This window comes from Microbulbifer sp. TYP-18 (assembly GCF_040932045.1).
Classification (GTDB): Bacteria; Pseudomonadota; Gammaproteobacteria; order Pseudomonadales; family Cellvibrionaceae; genus Microbulbifer.
In genome coordinates this window covers 62,322-83,459 of sequence record NZ_JBFRBC010000004.1, presented here as the reverse complement: position 1 = coordinate 83,459, position 21,138 = coordinate 62,322, and the positions used below count along the sequence as shown (strand labels likewise).

The window sequence follows — 21,138 nt, the reverse complement described above, 5'->3', positions numbered from 1 at the left end:
AGCGCCTATGTCTACAAACGATTTTTTTAAAAAGCTACAGACATCTGTAAAGGAAATTGCACCTACAACTGCTTTGGAGTTGGTTAGTGAAGGTACATCAAAATTATTTGATATACGCGAAGATCGGGAAATAGAATCCGGTACGGCGCAGGGCGCAAAACACATAGCTAGGGCATTTCTGGAGCTACAGATCTCTCAACATGCCCAGCCTGAGGATACAATCATACTGATGTGCGCCTCGGGTAAGCGATCCCTCATAGCCGCACATCAACTGCAGGAAATGGGTTACCCGGATGTTGTTTCCCTTGCAGGCGGATTTGACGCCTGGAAAGCGTCGGATTTACCCAGCTGCCAACCCCGCATTTTGGCAAGTCGGGAGCAATCACGTTACGCGCGTCATCTATTGATGCCAGAAGTAAGTCTAGAGGGGCAATTGAAATTAAAGGATAGCCGGGTACTGATTGTCGGTGCTGGTGGTCTGGGCAGCCCGGTGGCTTTATACCTGGCGGCAGCGGGTGTCGGCACCTTGGCTATGATTGACGACGATAAGGTGGAGTTGAGCAATTTGCAGCGTCAGGTCATGTATACAGAGGATGACCTGGATAATGCAAAAGTGCAAGCGAGCCTAAACCGATTACAGGGGATGAACGCGGATATAGAGATTATTGCTATTGAAAAGCGACTCAACGGCGATAATGTCGAAGAGATATTTGATGGTTACGATGTCATTATCGATGGTACAGACAACTTCAATACGCGCTATTTAATAGCCGATGCCTGCACCAAATTGAAAATACCCAATATACATGGATCAGTGTACCGTTTCGAAGGATTGGTGTCGATATTTGCACCGGATACCAATCCTTCTACGCCCTGCTATCGGTGCCTGTATCCGGAACCACCACCACCGGAATTGGCTCCCTCCTGCAGCGAAGCAGGAGTTTTAGGGGTTGTTCCTGGTGTGGTAGGGTGCTTGATGGCCACGGAAACGGTGAAGTGGTTACTTGGAATAGGGGAGCCATTGCTCGGCCACGTGTTGAGTATCAATGCTCTGCGCATGACTTTTAAAAAACTGCCGATAGAGGCTAATCTGGAGTGTCGCTGGTGTAAAAGCACTGCTGAAGATTTTCCCGATTACGTGGAAGTGCAATCAGCTGCCTGTGCACTGTAAAAATAACAATGAGGAGTAGGCAATGAGTGATTTTTCTTTGACTCGCGTGAGTAGCATAAACCATCTTAAGGCGTTTATCGCGGGCAGTAGTTATCCGGTTATGTTTTTACCTTTGTTTGTCTTTGGGCAAATGCACCGCTTGCATCCAATAGACTTAACCAATCCAAATGGAGTTATCCGTCCACTCATTATAGAAAATATGCTGATTGTTCCAGCTTTGTACTTCGGTATATGGAATATGCTGTTTTTGTGGATTAGCAGCATGTATAGCACACACCGTTTCTCCAGGATAGTTCGCTACGGGCTAGGTGGCGCCGCCCTGGGATTTTTCTTTGCAACTTATGGCTTGATTGTACATGAAATGCCAACCGAACTTTATAATTTACCGGCCGATCGACAATTTGTAGCACCCATTGGAGCTGCATTGGTTATGTCCATTATATACATGTTAGTGCAAAGACCACTAAATATTCTTTTTGGTGTTGAAGTCAACGATGCTACAGAAAGATATAGCGCCAATGGAGAGTCTCTACCATCCTGGGGGGCAAAGATAATTTGCGCGGGTCTTCTGTTCGCTGGTCTTCCTTTAATCGGTATGTTGATTTGGAGCAGCTATTTCCCCTGGCAATATCCTGGATAAAATAAAGTCAAGAATTAACCTTTAATTTGGTACTGAGAGCGAACGTAGAAATATATCTTCAGTACCAAATTAATTACGTAATTTACTAGGTCTGGCAGGTTGCGGATAATCAGAAAATCTATAGATAAAATATATTATATGGATATGAGTCGTACGTCTTTATCCGTAATTTGTATAAAATTAATGAATTTATACTATTCAGAAAATACATGGTAGGTTTAAGTTAAATTTTGATATCTGCGAAATTTATGGATTATCGCTAAAAATAGATGCGACTACATCAGTTAACTAACATTGAGCTATAGAGATGAATAATCAGTATTGGAGAGGTTTGGAGAAGGATCAAAAGTTTCTCTACTTGTCCGCTATATTCGGTTTGATTATTGGTGCTGTTAGCATTGTTCTTTTTGCGGTGCAGGGAGGTCCTCTTACAGGTACTGTATCCTGGCGGAAACCAATTCTTTTTTCTATCAGTTTCAGCATGATACAGATTAATATTGCCTGGTTATTGAGCTATTTGCCCGTATGGAGGAGGAGATCTCTAGTTACTGTGGGCTTTATCGGCTGGGCGGTAACATTGACACTGGTCTTTGTGTTTATGCAGCAACTGCGCGGGACCATGTCGCATTTCAATTGGTTGACAGGTACTTTCAATGCCATTATAGCCAGGCTAATCATATTGTTTGCGGTTTTGGCTTGTATAGGCGCACTCGTTATAACTTTTCAAAGTTATAAATCGCTATCTATGTCTATATCTCCGGCGCTGGCAAGGGCTATTAGGGCGGGACTGGTCTTCTTTAGTATAGGCAACGTGCTAGGCTTTACCATTATAGCCAATGTTGTCTATTTATTATTTTATCTTGGACGTACTGATGCCAATCTATATGTTGCCGGAGAGGCAGGACGTATCCTGTTACCCCATGTAATTGCATTGTATGGGCTATCTTTCTTGAGTATAGCCTATTGGGTTATTTCAAAATTTCATAATAGCGAAACTTGCTTTAAGAGAATAACTTATTGGATTTATTTCTATTCCGGGTGTATCGGCTGGTCGATGCTACAGGCATACCCTGGAGAGCATACAAGAAATTTTTACATGGTTTCATATATAACTTTTACGCTACTAGTAATCGCTCTTGCATACGGTGCCTACAGGACATTAAGCAGAACATTACATAAAAATAGTATTGTCCAAACTGTGTCATCGAATTAGGTAGGCTGAGGATAATGGAAAAGTGGGAAAACCGCCTTGCAGTTTGGGTTGTACAAAAGCGCTGGTTGGTAATAGTAGTGGCGCTAATAATAATTCTAACAGCAGCGAGTGGCATAAAAAACTTATACTTCACGAATAATTTTCGCGTATTTTTCAGCGAAGATAATCCAAATCGATTGGCCTATGAAGCACTGGAGAATACTTACACGAAAGATGATAATATATTGATAGTACTGGCTCCGGATGACAGGCAGATTTTTACAAAAGATAATCTGAAGCTGATTAGTAGGTTCACAGACAAAGCCTGGGGAGTACCTTTCTCGACCCGTGTCGATTCAATTACCAATTTTCAGCATAGCTATGCAAATGGTGATGACCTTAGCGTTCATGATTTGGTGAAAAAAGGCCAGGCTCTGGACGAACAGTCTCTGCGCAAAATCCAGGAGATCGCTCTGGATGAGCCACTGCTATTCAAGCGGCTAATTTCTGAGGATGCGGCGGTTACGGGAATAAATATAACCGTGCAGATGCCAAGGAAAAATGAAATTGAAGAAATCCCTGCAGCAGTGAAGTTTGCCAGATCCATGGCGGATGAAATACGAAAGGAAAGGCCTGATGTAGAGGTTTACTTGACAGGAACTCTGTTGTTAAACAATGCATTTCCAGAATCATCACAGCGGGATATGAAAAAGCTGGTCCCACTTAGTTTTGCAATCATGCTTATCCTGCTGGCCGTTATAGTAGGCCGTTTTTGGGGGACATTATCAACTTTTTTGGTTATTGTTTCATCAATCGTGGTGGCAATGGGAACCGCTGGCCATCTAGGATTTCCACTGTCACCACCCTCGGCACTATCTCCATCGATTATTTTGACAGTTGCAATCGCCAACTGCGTGCACATTCTTGGATCCATAAACTTTGCTATGCGTAGAGGTTTGGTCAGGGAAAAGGCGTTGCAGGAAAGTGTGCGCATTAATGCGCAACCTATCCTGCTGGCTTGTGTAACTACCGCGATTGGATTTTTGTCGATGAACTTCTCGGATGTACCGCCTTTTAATCACCTGGGAACAATAGTAGGGGTCGGTGTGCTAGCCTCCTGCTATATGTCTCTGTGTCTTCTACCGGCCATGATGAGCTTATTCCCCCTTAGAGTTCAAACAGGTGAGGGTAGGGGAGCACACTTAATTGAAAAATTAGCAGACCTGGTTGTACGTCGCAGGGTGAGTTTATTATGGACTACAACGATGATTGTAGTTCTACTTATTGGAAATATTCCCCGTAATGAACTAAATGATACTTTCTTACATTATTTTGATGATTCGATTCAATTTAGAGTAGATAGTGATTATACCACTAAAAATCTCACTGGGTTGTACTATCTGGGCTATTCCGTAGAGTCTGGAGAATCTGGTGGTATTCACAATCCCAGGTTTTTATCTGAACTGGAGGCATTCTCTCAGTGGTTTCGGCAGCAGCCAGAGACAATTCACGTTAGCAGTATTACCGATATTTTAAAACGCTTAAATAAAAATATGCATGGAGATAATCCAAATGAATATAGGATACCTGGGGATAGGGACATGGCAGCACAATATATCTTGTTGTTTGAGATGTCACTCCCATATGGACTAGACCTTAATAATCAGTTAAATGTCGATAAATCATCTACACGTATGACGGTATCAGTAAAGACTCTGTCATCAAAACAGCTATTAGCATTGGAGAAAAGAGCAAATGACTGGCTTGGAAAAAATACTTCAAATTTAAAAATTACCCAAGCTACAGGTACGAATGTTGTTTTTGCAAAGCTCGGGATGCGCAACATCAAGAGTATGCTTTTAGGCACAACGGTAGCATTATTAATTATTTCTTTTTTGTTAATGCTCGCTTTTCGATCCGTAAAAATTGGACTTATCAGTCTTATTCCAAACCTTGTTCCCGCCGCTATGGGTTTCGGTTTATGGGGTATATTAGTTGGACAGATTGGACTAAGCCTCTCAGTCGTAATGGCTATTACCATGGGGATAGTGGTAGATGATACCGTGCATTTCCTAAGTAAATACCTGCGAGCCAGGCGCGAACAGAATTTTAATAGTGAAGATGCTATTCGCTACGCTTTTAAAATGGTGGGTCCGGCATTAATTATAACTTCATTTTTACTGGTGATTGGCTTTTCAATACTAGCTACATCAAGTTTTTATTTGAATTCCGGTATGGGACTTTTAACTGCTATTGTTATCGTGTTTGCACTCCTTGCGGATTTGCTATTGTTACCTGCGATACTTATGAAAATTGAGGAAAGAAAGAGTGAAAATACCGTTTCTGATCATGGTGATCCTGTGCCTGGGACTGTATAACGGTTCTTTAGGAGCGCAAAGTGAGCAAGTTGAATCCACTGACCCAGTAATTAAAGGATTTGAAATTGCCAGTGAAATGATTCGTAAAGATTCAGGTTGGATAGATCAACATGTAGAAATGGAAATGATACTTTCCAATAGGCGGGGTGAAAGTAGTACGCGATCGCTTAATATTAGACGGTTGGAAGTAGAAAATGACGGTGATAAAACACTTACTACCTTCCATTACCCAAAGGACATTAAAGGGACTTCATTTTTAAGTTATACCCATTCGTTAGATCCAGACGACCAGTGGCTATATTTGCCTGCGTTGAAAAGAATTAAACGAATTTCGTCCGCTTACAAATCCGGTCCCTTTGTGGGGAGCGAATTCGCATACGAAGATATGACATCACAAGAGCTGGAAAGGTACACCTATAAATGGCTCAGGGATGAATTCGTTGGCGAGCGAGAAGCGTTTGTAATCGAGCGCCAACCTGCCTACGAATATTCCGGCTATTCTCGCCAGGTAGTATGGCTCGACAAAATTATGTACCAGCCATTACGCTTAGACTACTACGACCGTAAGGACAGTCTATTAAAGGTGTTGAATTTCGAAGGCTACAAGAAATATCTGAATAGGTTTTGGCGTCCCGATAAAATGCACATGGAAAATATTCAAACTGGAAAAAAAACATCATTGATAATGACTGATTATAAATTCGAGAACGGGTTTACTGATAGGGACTTTGATCGCAATGCATTGAGACGTAACCGAGGCTAGTAATTTTACTTGTGGAGCAGTATGTCCTGCTCCAGTCAAGGCTGGAGCAGGAAACAAAGTGCTAGACCTTGCTTTTAGCTAAGTAGGAAACAAATAGTGTATATATGCAGGTTAAACCGATTACAACAACCGCCCCCCAGAATGATACGGGGAGAAGATACTCGGCATCGGAACCGCCAGTGGCGATGAGGTAAACCCACTCGTCCAGTGCCAGGCATAGGCCGATTCCAAATAATATTGTTGCAAAATTGAGAAGCTTGTCATACCCCTGCAAGATTATTAGAGGCACACAGGCAATGACCATCAAAACTAATCCGGTATAGAGGTGATGGATGTTGTATGGACCTATGTCAAGATTCGTCCCAGGAGAAAAGTACAGATATGTACGCATAACAATAAAGCATACAATCATAGAAGATAAGAAAAGACTAAGACGGGTTTTGTTTAACATAATAATGAGGTCCTTTTATGATTTTGCAGTAGTTTAGCGGGCTTTACAATAAAATAAAACAGCAGTCTACAGGTATTTCTTTGACTGCCGAAAGTTTGGAGAAACTTATGACTCATTGGATACGGTATGGGCTGCCTATCGTGGCTATAGTGGCAATTTCGGCTTCGTTAATTGTTGGTGATTTTCGTGAAGGGGAGAAAATAAAGTTTGATCAAGAGCATCTCGATGCTAGTGGAAATGTGATCAATCCGTCCACACAATCCCTCAACCGTTACTATTCAGTACTTCGGGATATGGAACGTATTGACATTGAGTTTTCCGAAAAAACCAAAAGGTTATCCATGGCCATAAGGTCGGAGGATACGGACGCTGAAAATAAAAAAATATATCTAAGTCATATAGATGCAAGATTTTTGACGCCTCTACTTCCCTATCACCACGATGTACAGATTGATAGTTTTGACAAGGCCAATCTTATGCTTGCTGAGTATGCGAGAAATGGTATTCAGCTAAGCTATCAGCAAAATAATACACTATTTGGATATTTTAACGCACAGGAAGGATTGTTCAGCAAAGCCGATGGAGAATACGACTATCACAACGGCTTAATTCAGCCGAAACCGGATTTGAGGCCGACCCGCTTCAGTGTTACCAACAACTGTCTAAAACCCGGTTTGTGGGAACTTAACGCAACTGACTCTGTGGGAGAAATGTACCATGGTTGGTTCGACTTCCCCAAGGATACTTATTACCATATGATACGTTCCATAAATGGAATAGAGATTTCAGATATTTCTCTGTATATGACACTGCGTTATCAAAAGGATATTTCAGATGTACCATTGCAATTGGATAAGCTGCGCACCAAGCAAGAATCCCTTTTAACTGTCAAACCCACGGTAGTGCTGGACAAGCCGATTGCGGGTTATTCTACCCAGGATTCACGGCGCAAGGTGCAAAAGGGATACTTCAAAGTTTATAGAGATGACTATCAACTTAAAACCAAATATGTGTCAGAACTTAAAGAGGGTGATATTTTTCAGGTAAAGCGCTTTGTAGCCCCGGGGGTTTACAGTGGAACAGAATCCGAGGAAATTCCTTTTGGAGATGACTGGAATCTGGCGGAAATAAATAGCGTATTTCCGAAAACAAGTTATACCGAAGAAAATAATTTTAAAAATGAAAACGGATATATAGAAATTTTTCTTTATAAAGGTGACGGCGACCGGGGAATAGTCGTAGGTAATATCCCGGTGGATCTCTTGGTGGCTCAAGAAGACTATGGAATATCAGCCTTCGGTGTTGGTATTTTTCCGCCAATGGAATCGATAGAGCGACGCTACCTCCGCTATCACCAGGGTCCTGTTCCCCACTACGCCTATGAAGTTCAGAAGAAAGATGGAAAGTGGGCTTTGGTAAACAATCATGAGACTGGATACGAACAGGTTTTCTTGCGACCTTTCGAGCGTGATGGCGAGTGGTACCTGCGTGTCAACATTGTTTCCTACGAGCGAATCGTCGATCTTGTAGAGTTGGAGTTACCAATTACAGGAAGCCTGAAAAATAGGATTATCAATGCAACCGATTCCTATGTGCCTCCATTGTTTAGAGTTTATGAAGATATCAATATTCTGTGAGAAAGACTGGCTATGAAGAGATTTGGTATAGGTATTGCTAGCGCAATTATAATAAGTATTGCGGTGTACTTTCCGCTGAAAAATTATATTCTCAAGAAATACGGAGTATCTGAAGTAACCGTCGCTGTTAGTGTTATTAAGCAGTACTTGGGATTAGAGAAGCCAAATGTAATACAGCAGTCGCCTGCTTATCAGAGAGAAGCACCTGAGAAGCATCCGCAAGCTATAGCAATCGATTCTGAATTTATACCTTTTCGGGACATCGGATCATCGCTGGGCGACCGGGCACTCAGAAATAACAGCATGCTCTGGGCGCAGGGGGGAGCCATATTCGATGCCAATAATGATGGTCGGGAAGATATTTATCTAGCCCACTCTGGGAGGCCTGTGTCAAAAAGGGTTGATGAACGTAATGTTTTGACTGGGGAAACTGCTCCGGCTAAACCCAACGTTCTATACATAAACCAGGGTAATAATGACAGGGGACATCCAGTTTATCTAAGTATCCAGGAACTTTCCAAAAACGGTAATGACCTCTTTCTGGAAGAAGAATTGCTCATCGAAAATAAATATAACCCGCGCAATTCCTCAGATGATGATGAGTTCTCTGTAGGCCGTATATCGACTGGTGCTATAGCGGCGGATTTTAACGGGGATGGCCTGTTGGATCTGTATGTACTGGCATCCCACTACGGAATTATGGCGCAGAGTCACGAATTGGGATTTCCATCTTATCCAGCAAAGAACCACCTGGGTAGGGAGGCGCGCAGCGCTCGCGAAGCCGTGGTAGTCCGGACGCCTGCTTTTCTCTGGGGTGAGCTGCAGGACGGCAAAGACGTAATGGTAAATTTTGGTGAACAGCTTGAAGCCGAGGGGAGGAACTCTTTATTTATCAACCGGGGTGATAAGGACGGAGATGGTTTGCCAGAGTGGGAGGACGTGACCCTTGAGGCAGGTGTGGGCGGGAACTGGACTTCGACCAGTGCTGCCGTGGCTGATATCGACAGGGATGGAGATTTGGACTTGTATGTTGCCAACTTTCTCGACCCCGATTATTGGGGATTCGGGGCAAAGTACTTCGCCGGCAATCGCAACCAACTTTATATCAATCAACTCGCTCAAACCGGGAATTTGACCTTTTTGGATAAGAGCGAGAGCTTCAATGTTGCTGGCCTGCATTTAGAAGAAGATCTCGAGGCCAGCGTGTGGCGAGATAAGGATCAAGACTTTTTTAAAACCTCGATGCATATTGTGGAGGGTAAGCAGGTTGGCGAGCAGGCTGATCATAGTTGGTCGGCAATGTTCATGGATTTTAATCAAGATCACTGGCCAGATCTTGTTGTCGCCAATGATATGAGCAATCGCCTTAGGATCTATGAAAACGTAGAAGGCAATTCTTTTCGTTACCTGGAAGCTTTCAACGATGCTAATTGGGATGGCTGCTGGATGGGGCTTTCGGCCGGAGATTTAAATGGTGATTTAAAGGAGGAGCTATTAATAGCGAACTGTGGCAGCCAAACCATGTCGGCAAAAAATACCGGATTATTGGTTGATACTGAAGAGGAGCTGAACCTCACTGCACTCGCATACATTAATTATATGAAAGGTAAGAGTACCTTACACCACGCTGTGCTGGAATATCACAGCGATAGTGGTAAATTTCAGGATCTTTCGGCTGATGTGAAAGTCAATCATTCATCCCATATACCGCCGGATATGTCAAATCCTATGAATTTCACTCAACGTGACAAGGCGTTTTTTGAAAGGAATAGTTTCTCTACAAGTTTACGTGCCTATGAATTCGCCTGGAACATTTCTCTGCTTGATATTGATAATGATCAGGATCTGGACCTGTATATGGCAGGCGCATTGGCCAGGGGTAATGACAATTTCATTGGTGACACACTAGGCAGCCCGGGTCGCCTTCTGGTGAATGAGGGTTCCGACGGCAGTTATGAATTCACGGACAGGACTCTAGAGTATCAATTGTTGGATATTCTACATATGGATTACGCCCACAACCCTCCACGCCGTGTAGCTCCTGGCACTGGTTGGACTAAGAGAGATTACATTTATATAGGTGATACCGATGCCTATAGCGCCAGTGGAGTTGATGCCGCGGAAAGTACTATCCGCGATATTTTTCGTATGCACGAGGCCGCCAGTGCAACCTTCAATGCGGACGTAAATGGAGACGGATTTATTGATATCTTGGTGACTCATACTGGGGGCTATAATTCTATTTCACCCCAGGCGAGAAATCTTAAAGTCGAATTTGGTGGCAGAATTCTTGCTGTTCCAGCTCCCAATAAAGTGGTTAGCCCGCCAACTCAGTTTGAAGAAGGTCATACCTCACTGTACATCAACGGTGGTTCAGCTAGAAATTCACAAGGCAATTGGGTAAAGATTAACCTTCGCGATCGGAGTTCAAATAACCTGTTTGCGGTCGGTGCCAAGGTAATTGTCAATGAAAATAAACTCTATTACACCCGTATTGGTGGTCCAGTATTTGGTGCAGTCACTACCGACCTGCATATTGGCTTGGGCAATGAGGCTCTACACTCTGTTGACATTACCTGGCCATCCGGTAGTACGAGCACACAAAAGATAGTCCTTGATGGCAAGCTTGTAAATCAAACGATTTGTATTGACAGGGAAATAGGTATTTATAGTTGTGAATCAGTATTTTCTTATCAAGAGTAATGCAGCTATAGCTGGCGCATATTTTATGGTGAATACTATGCTGTTAAAAATATTAAAATTTATCAATCCATACTATGTTTTTTTATAACATTTGCTTTCAGCGAGCCAACTCAGTATGAAAATCACCTTGTGGCGTACCCTGTCAGCAGGTGTTTTTTCTGTGTCTTGCTATTTCTTGTCGACAAGCCTGGTGCATGCACATGAGATTGGCGGCGAAGTTGTTTTGGACAAGCGGTTTTTTTATCATTCGCCTGTATACCAGAATCAATCCCGGCATGAAGATCCTTCGGTTTCGCTGGAGGCTGAATACTACAATAATTGGGATAATAAGCGGCACTCTCTAGTATCTTCTATTTTCTATCGCTATCACAATAGTGGTCGACAACATTTCGATATCCGTGAATTCTATTGGGAGAGTGTCTCAGATCTTTGGGAGATGCGTATCGGGGTGCAAAAAATCTTTTGGGGGGTATTGGAATTTCGGCACTTGGTCGATGTGATCAATCAAACTGATGCGCTGGAAGATCTCGACGAAGAATCCAAACTGGGCCAGCCTATGGCCAATTTTACTCTGGTTAGGGATTGGGGAAGCTTTGATTTATTTTTAATGCCTTATTTTAGGAAGCGGGCGTTTGCTAATACAGAGGACAGATTTCGAACTCCTCTACCTGTCGACTCCAGTGAGAGTAGCTTTGAATCCGGGGCGGAGGAAAAGCATCTCGATGTGGCTCTGCGGTATGCACATTTAATTGGAGATTGGGAAGTTGGCTTTTCTCATTTCTATGGCACTAATCGAGACCCGAGTTTGATACTGGTAAATCGACTGGATTCCTCACCTGTATTAAGACCCCACTATTCTATTATTCATCAAACTGCACTTGATTTGCAATTGACCACAGGTAATGCCCTATTTAAGTTTGAGGGTTACCGACGTGTGGAAAATAACTCTATCTTCAATACTGTGGGTATTGGGTCCGAGTATACTTTTGTAGGGGTAGGGGAATCCGAAATTGATGTTGGAGTCCTGGCTGAATATTACTATGATGATCGCGGAAATGAAGCCACAACCCCATTTGAGAACGACTTGGTGCTTGGGACCCGTATTGTTTTTAATGATTATCAAACCACCTCTTTAATTATCGGTACGACTGTAGATATAAAAGACGATAGCCGCTTTTATACCATTGAAGGCTCCCGCCGTGTCAGTGACCAGTTGTCAGCAGAATTGAGGGCACGAATATTCTCTAATACGAATAACACTGAATATAGTTATCCATTTCGACAAGACGACTATTTCGAAATTTCAATATCGTACAACTTCTAAGTTTACCCGGGAGAATTTATGTTCGTTTGCCTTTATCAGAATTTATTCTCAAATGATTTATGAAGTAGAGAAAACTATATTATGCAAATGATTGGCCAAGATTTAAATTCAGATATTGGCGAAGCCATGAAGATGGGAATGAGGCGGCTTGCATCAGGAGTTTGTATACTCTCTACGAAATGTTCTGCGGGGACGCCATCTGCAATGACGGTTTCTTCGGTCACTTCCGTATCGGATACACCGCCCTCCCTACTGGTTTGTGTTAACAATAGGACATCGACCGGAGAGGTTCTGAGAGAGGGTGTACCTTTCTGCATCAATGTGCTCTCCTATAATCAGCAGCTTATCTCCAGGTATTGTGCTTCGCCAGACTCAAAAAATTTACGTTTCTCTGATAATCGCTGGAAGTATGTTAGCAGCAGTGGAGCACCCTATTTGGAGGGCTCTCAGGCAGTCTTTTTCTGTGATCAGGATCAAACTATATCCTATAACACCCACGATATTTTTATTGGGCGTATTCAAGAGGTGTTGGTAGAGGCTGGGCCAGTATCTTCCCTGATTTATCTCGATGGGAGTTATCAAAGGCTTTGAGAGGGCGGAAAAGAATTCCGCCATTTTTGGCAATGCCTTGGCTAAGTGTTCACTCTGGCCAGCGGAGCTCCGCCATTATAGTTGACCAGCGCCTGCTGGGCCCCCTTGCTGCTCCAGCAATTGTTCCAGCGGCAACTCAGTGCGATAGCGAACCTGCTTCAGGGAAAAACTGCTCTTGATATGGTCGATACCCGGCAGTTCGGTGAGCTTTTTATCGAGGAACTCCTGGTAGGCCTGCAGGTTGGGAACCACAACGCGAAGCAGGTAATCGAAGTCACCGGTCATCAGATAGCACTCCATAACCTCCGGCCACTGGCCGATCACAGACTCAAAGTCCTGCAGCTCTTTTTTTACCTGGTGGTTCAGGGTTACCTGAATGAACACGCTGACCGGGAGCCCCACTTTTTGGGGTTCCAGTAGGGTAACAGCGCGCTTGATAAAACCCTGTTCGTGCAGGTTTTTGACCCGGCGGGAACAGGGAGAGGGGGAAAGACAGACTTTTTCCGCCAGCTCAATATTGGCGATGGTGGCGTTCTCTTGCAGTATCTCGAGGATTTTTTTGTCGGTGGCGTCCAGTTGGTAGGCCATAGTGGATAAGTGTCTCCTGTGGTGGATGGCTGCCTATGTCGCACATTGACAAGTCGCCGGTTTATGGCTCCAGCCTGAGTGGCAGCGCAGTGAGGACCGGCCTCCATCCGCTTCTTCAATATTCTCTAGCAGTGACTATTTTGAGTGTTTTATTGCCTGTCAGCAGTAATCATTAGTGACCCGTGCCGCCATTATGCCCGATTTGGGGTTAAATTGGTATGACCTGCCCTTTGCAGCGGTGATAGCTTAGCCCCCGTAGTAATTAACAAAAGCAGGTGCTACCCATGGCGATGGTTGAAGGTGATCAGGAGTTTGGCTTTGACACGGAGTATTCGCTCCAGGCCGCCTTTACCCGGGAGTCGGGCCGTGTCTTTCTGACCGGCATCGACGCATTGGTACGTCTGCCCCTGATGCAGAAGCGCATGGATGAAATGGCCGGTATTGCCAGTGCCGGTTTCATCTCCGGGTACCGGGGCTCGCCACTGGGAGGCTACGACCAGGCGCTGTGGCGCCACAAGAAGCTGCTTGCCGGGTACGATATCCACTTCGAACCGGGCGTCAACGAGGATCTCGGGGCCACCAATATCTGGGGTACCCAACTGATTGACCACTATCGCCAGCATGCGACCCGGGACGGTGTCTTTGCCATTTGGTACGGCAAGGGGCACGGCGTGGATCGCAGTGCCGACGTTTTTCGCCAGGCGAATGTCCAGGGCACCGCCAAGCTCGGGGGGGTATTGGCCCTCTGTGGCGACGATCACACCGCCGAGTCCTCCATGTTCTCCCACAACACTGACCAGATCTTCGAGTCAGTGATGATGCCACTGCTGTTCCCGGCCACTATCGAGGAGTACCTGACCCTGGGTCTGGCGGGTATCGCACTGTCCCGCTATTCCGGTCTCTGGGTGGGTTTTAAAACCATCACAGAGACGGTGGAGGCCGGCGCCTCCCTGCTGGTTCCGGAGCTGCCACGGTTTGCGGTTCCCACAGATTTTCCCATCCCCCCCCACGGCCTCAATTACGACCCCCACCTGAATTGGCCGGCGGAGCGCCTGGAGTACGAGCGCCGTATGATGGAGGAGCGCCTGCCCGCGGCCCAGGCGTTTGCCTTCGCGAACCAATTGGACAGGACCACCCATGGGGCTGACCACAAGCGTTACGGCATTGTCACCGTGGGTAAGGCCCATGGCGATCTGCTGGAAGCCCTGCAGCTGCTCGATCTGAGCGAAGAGGATCTGCGCCGGGCCGGTATTTCCATTTTTAAGGTGGCCATGTCCTGGCCACTGGAGCCCAAGGGGATTGGTCAATTCGCAGATGGTATGGAACGCCTGCTGGTGGTGGAGGAAAAACGCCCGCTGGTGGAGGATCAGCTGAAAAACCTGCTCTACGGTTGGGACCACGCGCGCCGCCCGAAAGTGGTTGGCAAGAAAGATCTGAACGGCGAGGACCTGCTGCCGGCAATCTGGGGCTTCGGGCCGGATCAGGTGGCCAAAGCCATGGCCCGCTGGCTGGCGGATACAGATCTGGCGGAAAGATTGATTCCGGCGGCGGAAAAACTGGGTGGCGATGTGCCGCAGAAAACCCCGGGCTTGCTGGTACGGGAGCCGATATTCTGTGCCGGTTGCCCTCACAACACCTCTACCAAGCTGCCCGAAGGCAGCCTGGGCAGTGCCGGTATCGGCTGCCATATTATGGCCCTGGGGAAGGGGTTGCGCACGGATACCTATTCCCATATGGGGGGGGAGGGCGCCCAGTGGGTGGGCCTGCACCGTTTCTCCAGCGAAGGACATATTTTCCAGAATATGGGTGATGGTACCTACAATCACTCCGGCCTGCTGGCCATTCGCCAGGCGGTCGCCAGCCAGGTAAATATCACCTATAAAATACTGCTCAACGATGCGGTGGCCATGACCGGCGGTCAACCTGCGGACGGAGAGGTCAATGCCCCCAGTTTGGCTGCGCAGCTTATCGCCGAGGGGGTTGGCGAAGTGGTGTTGCTGAGCGAAAACCCGGATCACTGGCGGGAGCAGCGCCACAGATTGCCCGCCCAGGTGGAGATAATGTGCCGTTCCGAGCTGGATGCAGTGCAGCGTCGACTGCGCGAGACCCCCGGCGTTACCGCAATTATTTACGAACAGGTGTGTGCGGCGGAAAAGCGTCGGCGCCGCAAGAAAAAACAGATGTTCGATCCCCCCAGGCGCCTGCTGATTAACCACCGGGTGTGCGAAGGCTGTGGTGATTGCAGTGTGCAATCCAATTGCATCGCTGTAGAGCCCCTGGACACGGGATTCGGTCGCAAGCGCCAGGTCAATCAGTCCAGTTGCAACAAGGATATGCGTTGTGCGGATGGATTTTGTCCGAGTTTTGTCAGTGTCGAAGGCGGTGAGCTGAAAAAACCACCGGTACAGACTCTGGCGCAGTCCCTGGATGCGGAAATCCGGAAGCTGTCCGCGGCACCAGTAGCCGAGTTGGCGCAGCCCCTGAGTATTCTTGTTGCCGGTATCGGTGGCAGTGGAGTGCTGACGGTAGCGGCTTTGCTGGGTATGGCCGCACACCTGGAACAGAAGGGCAGCAGTACCCTCTATTTCACCGGCCTGTCGCAAAAGAATGGCGCAGTGGTAGCCCATGTGAAAATCGCCGGGACGCCGAAGCAGATTGCCACCGCGCGGATAAGGGACGGTGGTGCAGAGCTGCTGTTGGGCTGCGATATGGTGACGGCCGCTGCTCAGAGGGCCAAGTTTGCTGTGTCCCGGCTGAAGGCGCTGGTCAATGTGGCGGAGGTTCCGGTAGCGGCCAGCGTGCGCGAACTGTCCCGGGGGGAGGAGCTGGCCTTTCCGGCCGAAGCCACGCAACAGAGCATCCAGTCACTGAGTGGGGAATACCATGCATTTGATGCCAACAGCTATGCGCAGGCCCTGTTCGGGGACACAGTTACCTCAAATCTGATGATGTTGGGTTATGCGGTGCAGAAGGGGCTTTTGCCCGTCGGCGAGGCGGCCCTTGAGCGCGCAATCGAGCTCAATGGGGTCGCGGTAGAGAATAATCTGCGCGCTTTCCGCGCCGGCCGTCTGCTGGCCGAAGACCCCGCCGCCATTGCGGCGCTGGCGGTCCCGGCACAGCCGGTGCGGTTGCCTCAACCAGACGAGGGCACCGACCAGCTGATCGAACGACTCGGCGCAGAACTGGGCCGTTATCAAAATGATGCCTATGCGCACAGATTCCACCTGGCTATGCGGGCATTGCGGGCGCAGGAGAGCAAGCTGTCACCGGGGCAGGAGTCTCTGACACGGGAGGCGGCACTCAGCCTGTTCAAGGCTATGGCATACAAGGACGAATACGAGGTGGCGCGGCTCTATAGTGGTGCGGACTTCAAGCGACAACTCGAGGAGACATTTACCGGCCGGTACCGGCTTCGCTTCCATATGGCCCCGCCGCTACTGGCGCGCCCGGACGCCAGTGGCCGGGTGCGAAAGATGGTGCTGGGCCCCTGGGTGGGCCGGCTGATGCCATTGCTGGCCAAAGCAAGGTTTCTGCGGGGTACGGTATTGGATCCCTTTGGCTATAGTTGCGAGCGCCGCAGTGAGCGCCGCTGGGCGCGACAGGTGGAGGAGGCGGTTTACACCGTGGCCACACACTTGCGCCGCGACAATATCGGCCCCGCCCGGGAACTGCTGGAACTGCCGCGGAAGGTACGGGGTTACGGACATGTGCGGGCACGCAGTTTCGCGGAGGTGAGCGACCGTTGGGATCGGTTGCTGGCGGAATTCAGTGGCCAGGGGACTGGCATATCCCCCCAAGCGGCCAGTGTTTGAGCGGGGATATCCCTAGCAGGCTATTGAAATTCGAAGAATTTCAATAGCCTGGTGCCGGAATATGGATGTTCCGGCAAAATCGGCGACGCCTAAGTCGTTGATTTTGGGAGAAAAGTGAAAATCACATTTTCGCTTTTCGTGTGTTGAAACAGGCAGGATGCCTTTTTCAACAACCTGCTAGGGAGCCTCTGATTAATTCAGTACTGCGTCAGGGGAGCCTGAGGTTGCACCGACTTAATCAACCAATGAGACAGGTAATAGGGTATAGCGGTCCTTACCACCTTTGCCCCGGAAGATGAAAATGGCGCGGTTCGCAAAGTCGATATCCTTGACCCTGAGCGTCAATGCTTCCTGGATTCGAAAGCCACACCCATACAACAGGGCAGTGAGTAACCAGTACTTTCCGCTAAGCTGTGCGAGAATCGCTTGTACCACCTCGGGCGACAATACCGTAGGGAGATTTCCGGGCCGACGCGCGTATCCGAACTTCAAGCCCTCAATCTTCCGCCCGATCACGTGACGATACATGAAGACCAGGGCGCAGAGAGCCTGGTTTTGCGTTGACGAACTTACCTCACTTTTGACAGCCAAGTGCGACAGAAAACGCTCGATTTCTGCATTGTGAAGGGTGTCAGGGTGCTGTTTGTCGTGAAAGTAAATGAACTGGCGAATCCAGTAGAGGTAGGTTTTTTCGGTTCGCAGACTGTAGTGGCGCGAGCGAAGCTCACAGCGGACTGACTCAAGAAATGGAGATCGGGACACGAGTTTATCTCACTAAATGCCGTATATATCCAGTCATAACGTAAGTTAACGCTGTATCTCAGTAGCGGGCCTCATGAGTACCGACATATCCGAGGCTCGAAAGGCCCGATTTATATTGGCTTTCTAACGGATTTTATAGGATATTTGCAGAGATAACGGATGCTATAGAAGCCGCCCCGGAGGCCTCATGAGTACCAAAGCTTACTGTCCGCGGCAGGCAGCGGCTACTAGCAAGGTGTAACCTTATGATTTTTATAGGTTTTTTATTCGATCAATACCGACGAACTGGGCGGTATAGACGGAATTCCGCCCAATAAACTGTTAGGAAGCACCCGAGGGTTCAGTGGAAGAATTAGGTTCCGTAATTATCACCTTAGAAGAATATTTGTTTCGTTCTAGTACTCGCGCTTCAACAGCTGAGCTTCAAAGACTGATATCAGATGACTTTATTGAAATCGGTGCGGCCGGAAATCAATTTGGCAAATCTAAGGTGTTGTCTCGCCTTCCTAGTGAAGATGCTCCTGAAATTACAGCAGATAACTATGAGGTTAGAAGACTGAGTGACGAGTGCGTTCAGTTACTCTACCGAGCAACACTTAAAAGAGGCGACAGTGAGCCGTCGTATTCAAAGCGTTGTTCAATTTGGACTATGAGTTCAGGTAGCTGGCAAATGTGGTATCACCAAGGAACGCCATGCCAGCCATTCTGAGTGGTGCTCCTAACAAGGCACTGTAGGCGGATTTCAGCCCGCCCGGCTGCGCTCGTGCCTCGCGGAGTATAGCCGTGCAGTCTGCTCCCGCTAAGTGGAGCGTTAGAGCTCTATGAGAATCGCGCAAGATACAAGATTGGAAGAGTTCAAAAGAATTGAGAATCTTCTTTATGGAGTTAACTACGAGGTTTGGTTCAATCTTTATGGCCCTGCCGATCCAGAGCTGGGCTTGACCGACACCCTCAAAAGGTTAATTTCAAAAGACTGCGAAGTTTCTGGTGTAGTTCCTTCCACACCGAACGAGGCCATGTCTGAGATTATGGATATGGTTTTGTATAAAGGCGATACAAGTTCAGGCCCATTAAAGCTTGAGTCTAAAAAGGTTGAAATAACCGAATTAATGGGCAAGATATTTTCAATTATCGGTATCGAAGATGCAGAAATGGTTGTAGAGTTTGGCTTTAAAAACGGCCATCCTGCATATCCAGTATTTTGGGATTTTTCGTATGATATCCATTCAAGTGGTCAGCGCTGGATATTTGTCGGTTCAAGCAGTGACTAGCCCTAACAAGTTGATGCTGTTCGTTCCGCCCCTGTGGGCCTCCACCGGACGGTCCACGCTTCGCGCGGCCCGCCGCAGATCAAGGCGTAAACTATCGACATACCAACGGAGAAAATTTGATCAAACTTCTAGTGGTTTCTCTGCTCTGTGTCTTGATCGTAGTATTGCGGGAGGATGTTTTCGGAGCACCTTCGTCTCTAGTAAATGCAATATATTGTAGTTATGACACTTCCGTATCAGGTGAAATTTTGAGTTCATTTTTGGAAGGGCGCCGCTATGATGCAATTAAAGCCGAGGTGCTGTACGAGTATATGTACGACGGAAAGTACTATAATGGAGATAGAGTCAATCTTTCCTTGAAAACCATAGGCTCGCAAGAATTCGTTGAGAAGCATCCAGCGGGAAAAAAGATCCAGGTTTTTATTGATTCATCTAATCCTAATTGTGCCGTATTGGAATCTAAAGGTCCTGGCTTTTATGTTTATAGAGAACTAATAATTATCCTACTCTTCTGTATGTTTGTTTTCGGCTTTGGTTTTTTGGGTACACGCTCGCGCGTCAAATAGATAGCTAACAAGCGCAGGCAATGTACTCCGGCCCTATGGGCCTCCGTGGGACGTCTCACCTTGTGCATATTTTGCGCAGGTCGCTTCGCTCCAAATTTTGCGCAAAATACACACAAGGTAAGCCGCCCCTGCTGCGGGCGTTATATGCTTGGAATAACTTGTTTATCGTCGTCAGAACAAAATCATCTAAAAGTCATACGGACGTCAGGTATTTTGAAGCCGGATTGGTTAAATTGACCGCTTGGTCAATCGCATTTAAGCAAAGTGAAATGATTCGTTGGTTTCAAAATAAGGAATAAATAATGAAGCACGTTAGCTCTGCAACTGTTCTACTGTTTTCTGCTCTAGTGATGAGCGGCACCAGTTATGGCCAAGATGAAATTCCCATTCCAGATGGTCCTTATCTCGGTCAAACGCCACCAGGCTCAACGCCTGAGATTTTTGCACCCGGTATTGTTAATACGGAGGAATTTATTGAAATTCAGGGCATGTTCGGGGCGGACATGAATACCTTTTATTTCGTCAGGTCTGATGAAAAAGAAGTTTATTCCTTGAATGTCATTGAGTATAAAAATAATCAATGGCAGCATTCTATTGTCAAACATAATACGAGCCAGCCAAGTGTTTCTCCCGATGGCAAGACCATCTATTTAGCCAATAATTATATTGAGCGCACCAGCGACGGTTGGTCGGAGATAACAAAGCACGGTGCACCTTTCGAAGATATAGACATTATGCGGCTTTCGGCGTCTTCCAACGGCACTTATTATTTTGATACCTTTACCCCCGAATTAGATACCCCTATTCGCTATTCACGTTTGATAAACGGTAAATATGAACAGCCTAAGTCACTGGGCCCGCAGTTTGGCATCGGCAGATACAATGCCCACCCCTTCATTGCACCGGATGAAAGCTACATTATCTTTGATAGCGTTAGAGAAAGTGGATATGGCAGATCTGACCTCTACATCAGCTATCGAGCGAAGGATGGCTCATGGGGCCCTGCCATCAACATGGGCGACAAGATCAATACAGCTCACTCTGAAAAAAATGCAAGTGTGTCACCCGATGGAAAATTTCTATTCTTTAGTTTGCGGACAAAACGCGGAAACGAAGATGCAAATATCTCCTGGGTGGATGCACAAATCATCGAGAAGCTCCGACCTAAATAGCAAACCATATAACAAGCTACTCCAGCGGAGCAAAACTCGCTACGCTCCCATTTGCCCGCTGGGTAGGGCGTTATATCTATAGAAGGCGGCTTCAATAGAAAGTCAAATAAACTACGG

At 46.9% G+C, this 21,138-nt stretch carries 17 protein-coding genes; 14 read left to right on the top strand and 3 right to left on the bottom strand.

Annotation, left to right across the window (positions count from 1 at the left end; genetic code table 11):
* The first annotated feature begins 7 nt into the window (after positions 1–7).
* From moeB to ABVT36_RS06190, 5 genes are all read left to right on the top strand, one after another.
* A complete protein-coding gene (gene moeB / locus ABVT36_RS06210) occupies positions 8–1,171 on the top strand; it encodes a molybdopterin-synthase adenylyltransferase MoeB (protein WP_368455777.1) in 1,164 nt (387 codons plus the stop codon).
* 22 nt (positions 1,172–1,193) lie between these two features.
* On the top strand, positions 1,194–1,811 hold the full coding sequence (locus ABVT36_RS06205; protein ID WP_368455776.1) for a hypothetical protein: 618 nt from the start codon (positions 1,194–1,196) through the stop codon (positions 1,809–1,811).
* 307 nt (positions 1,812–2,118) lie between these two features.
* Entirely contained in the window at positions 2,119–3,024 is a 906-nt protein-coding gene (locus ABVT36_RS06200) for a hypothetical protein (RefSeq protein WP_368455775.1), read from the top strand.
* Between the two features lie 14 nt (positions 3,025–3,038).
* Positions 3,039–5,381 (top strand): RND family transporter, encoded by a 2,343-nt coding sequence (locus tag ABVT36_RS06195; RefSeq protein WP_368455774.1) that lies wholly within the window; start codon positions 3,039–3,041, stop codon positions 5,379–5,381.
* Positions 5,332–6,144, top strand: coding sequence for an outer membrane lipoprotein-sorting protein (locus tag ABVT36_RS06190; protein ID WP_368455773.1), 813 nt, complete (start codon positions 5,332–5,334; stop codon positions 6,142–6,144). Before ABVT36_RS06195 ends, ABVT36_RS06190 begins: the two co-directional genes overlap by 50 nt.
* A 61-nt stretch (positions 6,145–6,205) precedes the next feature.
* Here ABVT36_RS06190 and ABVT36_RS06185 read toward each other — a convergent pair whose 3' ends face one another.
* Positions 6,206–6,595: a hypothetical protein gene (locus ABVT36_RS06185; RefSeq protein ID WP_368455772.1), complete on the bottom strand. Its 390-nt coding sequence runs from the start codon at positions 6,593–6,595 to the stop codon at positions 6,206–6,208.
* 107 nt (positions 6,596–6,702) lie between these two features.
* On the opposite strand from ABVT36_RS06185, the gene ABVT36_RS06180 reads away from it, so the two are divergent.
* The 4 genes from ABVT36_RS06180 to ABVT36_RS06165 all read left to right on the top strand — a co-directional run bounded on the left by ABVT36_RS06180 (position 6,703) and on the right by ABVT36_RS06165 (position 12,850).
* On the top strand, positions 6,703–8,232 hold the full coding sequence (locus ABVT36_RS06180; protein WP_368455771.1) for a hypothetical protein: 1,530 nt from the start codon (positions 6,703–6,705) through the stop codon (positions 8,230–8,232).
* Between the two features lie 12 nt (positions 8,233–8,244).
* On the top strand, positions 8,245–10,935 hold the full coding sequence (locus ABVT36_RS06175) for a CRTAC1 family protein (RefSeq protein WP_368455770.1): 2,691 nt from the start codon (positions 8,245–8,247) through the stop codon (positions 10,933–10,935).
* 115 nt (positions 10,936–11,050) lie between these two features.
* Positions 11,051–12,259 (top strand): hypothetical protein, encoded by a 1,209-nt coding sequence (locus ABVT36_RS06170; RefSeq protein WP_368455769.1) that lies wholly within the window; start codon positions 11,051–11,053, stop codon positions 12,257–12,259.
* A gap of 81 nt (positions 12,260–12,340) precedes the next feature.
* A complete protein-coding gene (locus ABVT36_RS06165) occupies positions 12,341–12,850 on the top strand; it encodes a flavin reductase (RefSeq protein ID WP_368455768.1) in 510 nt (169 codons plus the stop codon).
* Positions 12,851–12,925: 75 nt separating this feature from the next.
* Here ABVT36_RS06165 and ABVT36_RS06160 read toward each other — a convergent pair whose 3' ends face one another.
* The gene (locus ABVT36_RS06160; protein ID WP_367151335.1) at positions 12,926–13,438 is read right to left on the bottom strand and encodes an Lrp/AsnC family transcriptional regulator; all 513 of its coding nucleotides are present in this window, start codon (positions 13,436–13,438) and stop codon (positions 12,926–12,928) included.
* 284 nt (positions 13,439–13,722) lie between these two features.
* Between ABVT36_RS06160 and ABVT36_RS06155 the strand changes: the two genes are divergently transcribed.
* On the top strand, positions 13,723–17,250 hold the full coding sequence (locus ABVT36_RS06155) for an indolepyruvate ferredoxin oxidoreductase family protein (protein WP_368455766.1): 3,528 nt from the start codon (positions 13,723–13,725) through the stop codon (positions 17,248–17,250).
* Positions 17,251–17,484: 234 nt separating this feature from the next.
* Here ABVT36_RS06155 and ABVT36_RS06150 read toward each other — a convergent pair whose 3' ends face one another.
* Positions 17,485–18,012, bottom strand: coding sequence for a phage integrase N-terminal SAM-like domain-containing protein (locus ABVT36_RS06150; protein WP_368455765.1), 528 nt, complete (start codon positions 18,010–18,012; stop codon positions 17,485–17,487).
* Positions 18,013–18,355: 343 nt separating this feature from the next.
* On the opposite strand from ABVT36_RS06150, the gene ABVT36_RS06145 reads away from it, so the two are divergent.
* The 4 genes from ABVT36_RS06145 (at position 18,356) to ABVT36_RS06130 (ending at position 21,021) form a co-directional block, all read left to right on the top strand.
* Positions 18,356–18,721 (top strand): DUF4440 domain-containing protein, encoded by a 366-nt coding sequence (locus ABVT36_RS06145; protein WP_368455764.1) that lies wholly within the window; start codon positions 18,356–18,358, stop codon positions 18,719–18,721.
* A 112-nt stretch (positions 18,722–18,833) separates the two neighbouring features.
* The gene (locus ABVT36_RS06140; protein ID WP_368455763.1) at positions 18,834–19,283 is read left to right on the top strand and encodes a hypothetical protein; all 450 of its coding nucleotides are present in this window, start codon (positions 18,834–18,836) and stop codon (positions 19,281–19,283) included.
* Between the two features lie 116 nt (positions 19,284–19,399).
* Positions 19,400–19,849, top strand: a complete 450-nt coding sequence (locus ABVT36_RS06135; RefSeq protein WP_368455762.1) for a hypothetical protein — start codon at positions 19,400–19,402, stop codon at positions 19,847–19,849.
* A 302-nt stretch (positions 19,850–20,151) separates the two neighbouring features.
* The gene (locus ABVT36_RS06130) at positions 20,152–21,021 is read left to right on the top strand and encodes a hypothetical protein (protein WP_368455761.1); all 870 of its coding nucleotides are present in this window, start codon (positions 20,152–20,154) and stop codon (positions 21,019–21,021) included.
* Positions 21,022–21,138 lie beyond the last annotated feature (117 nt).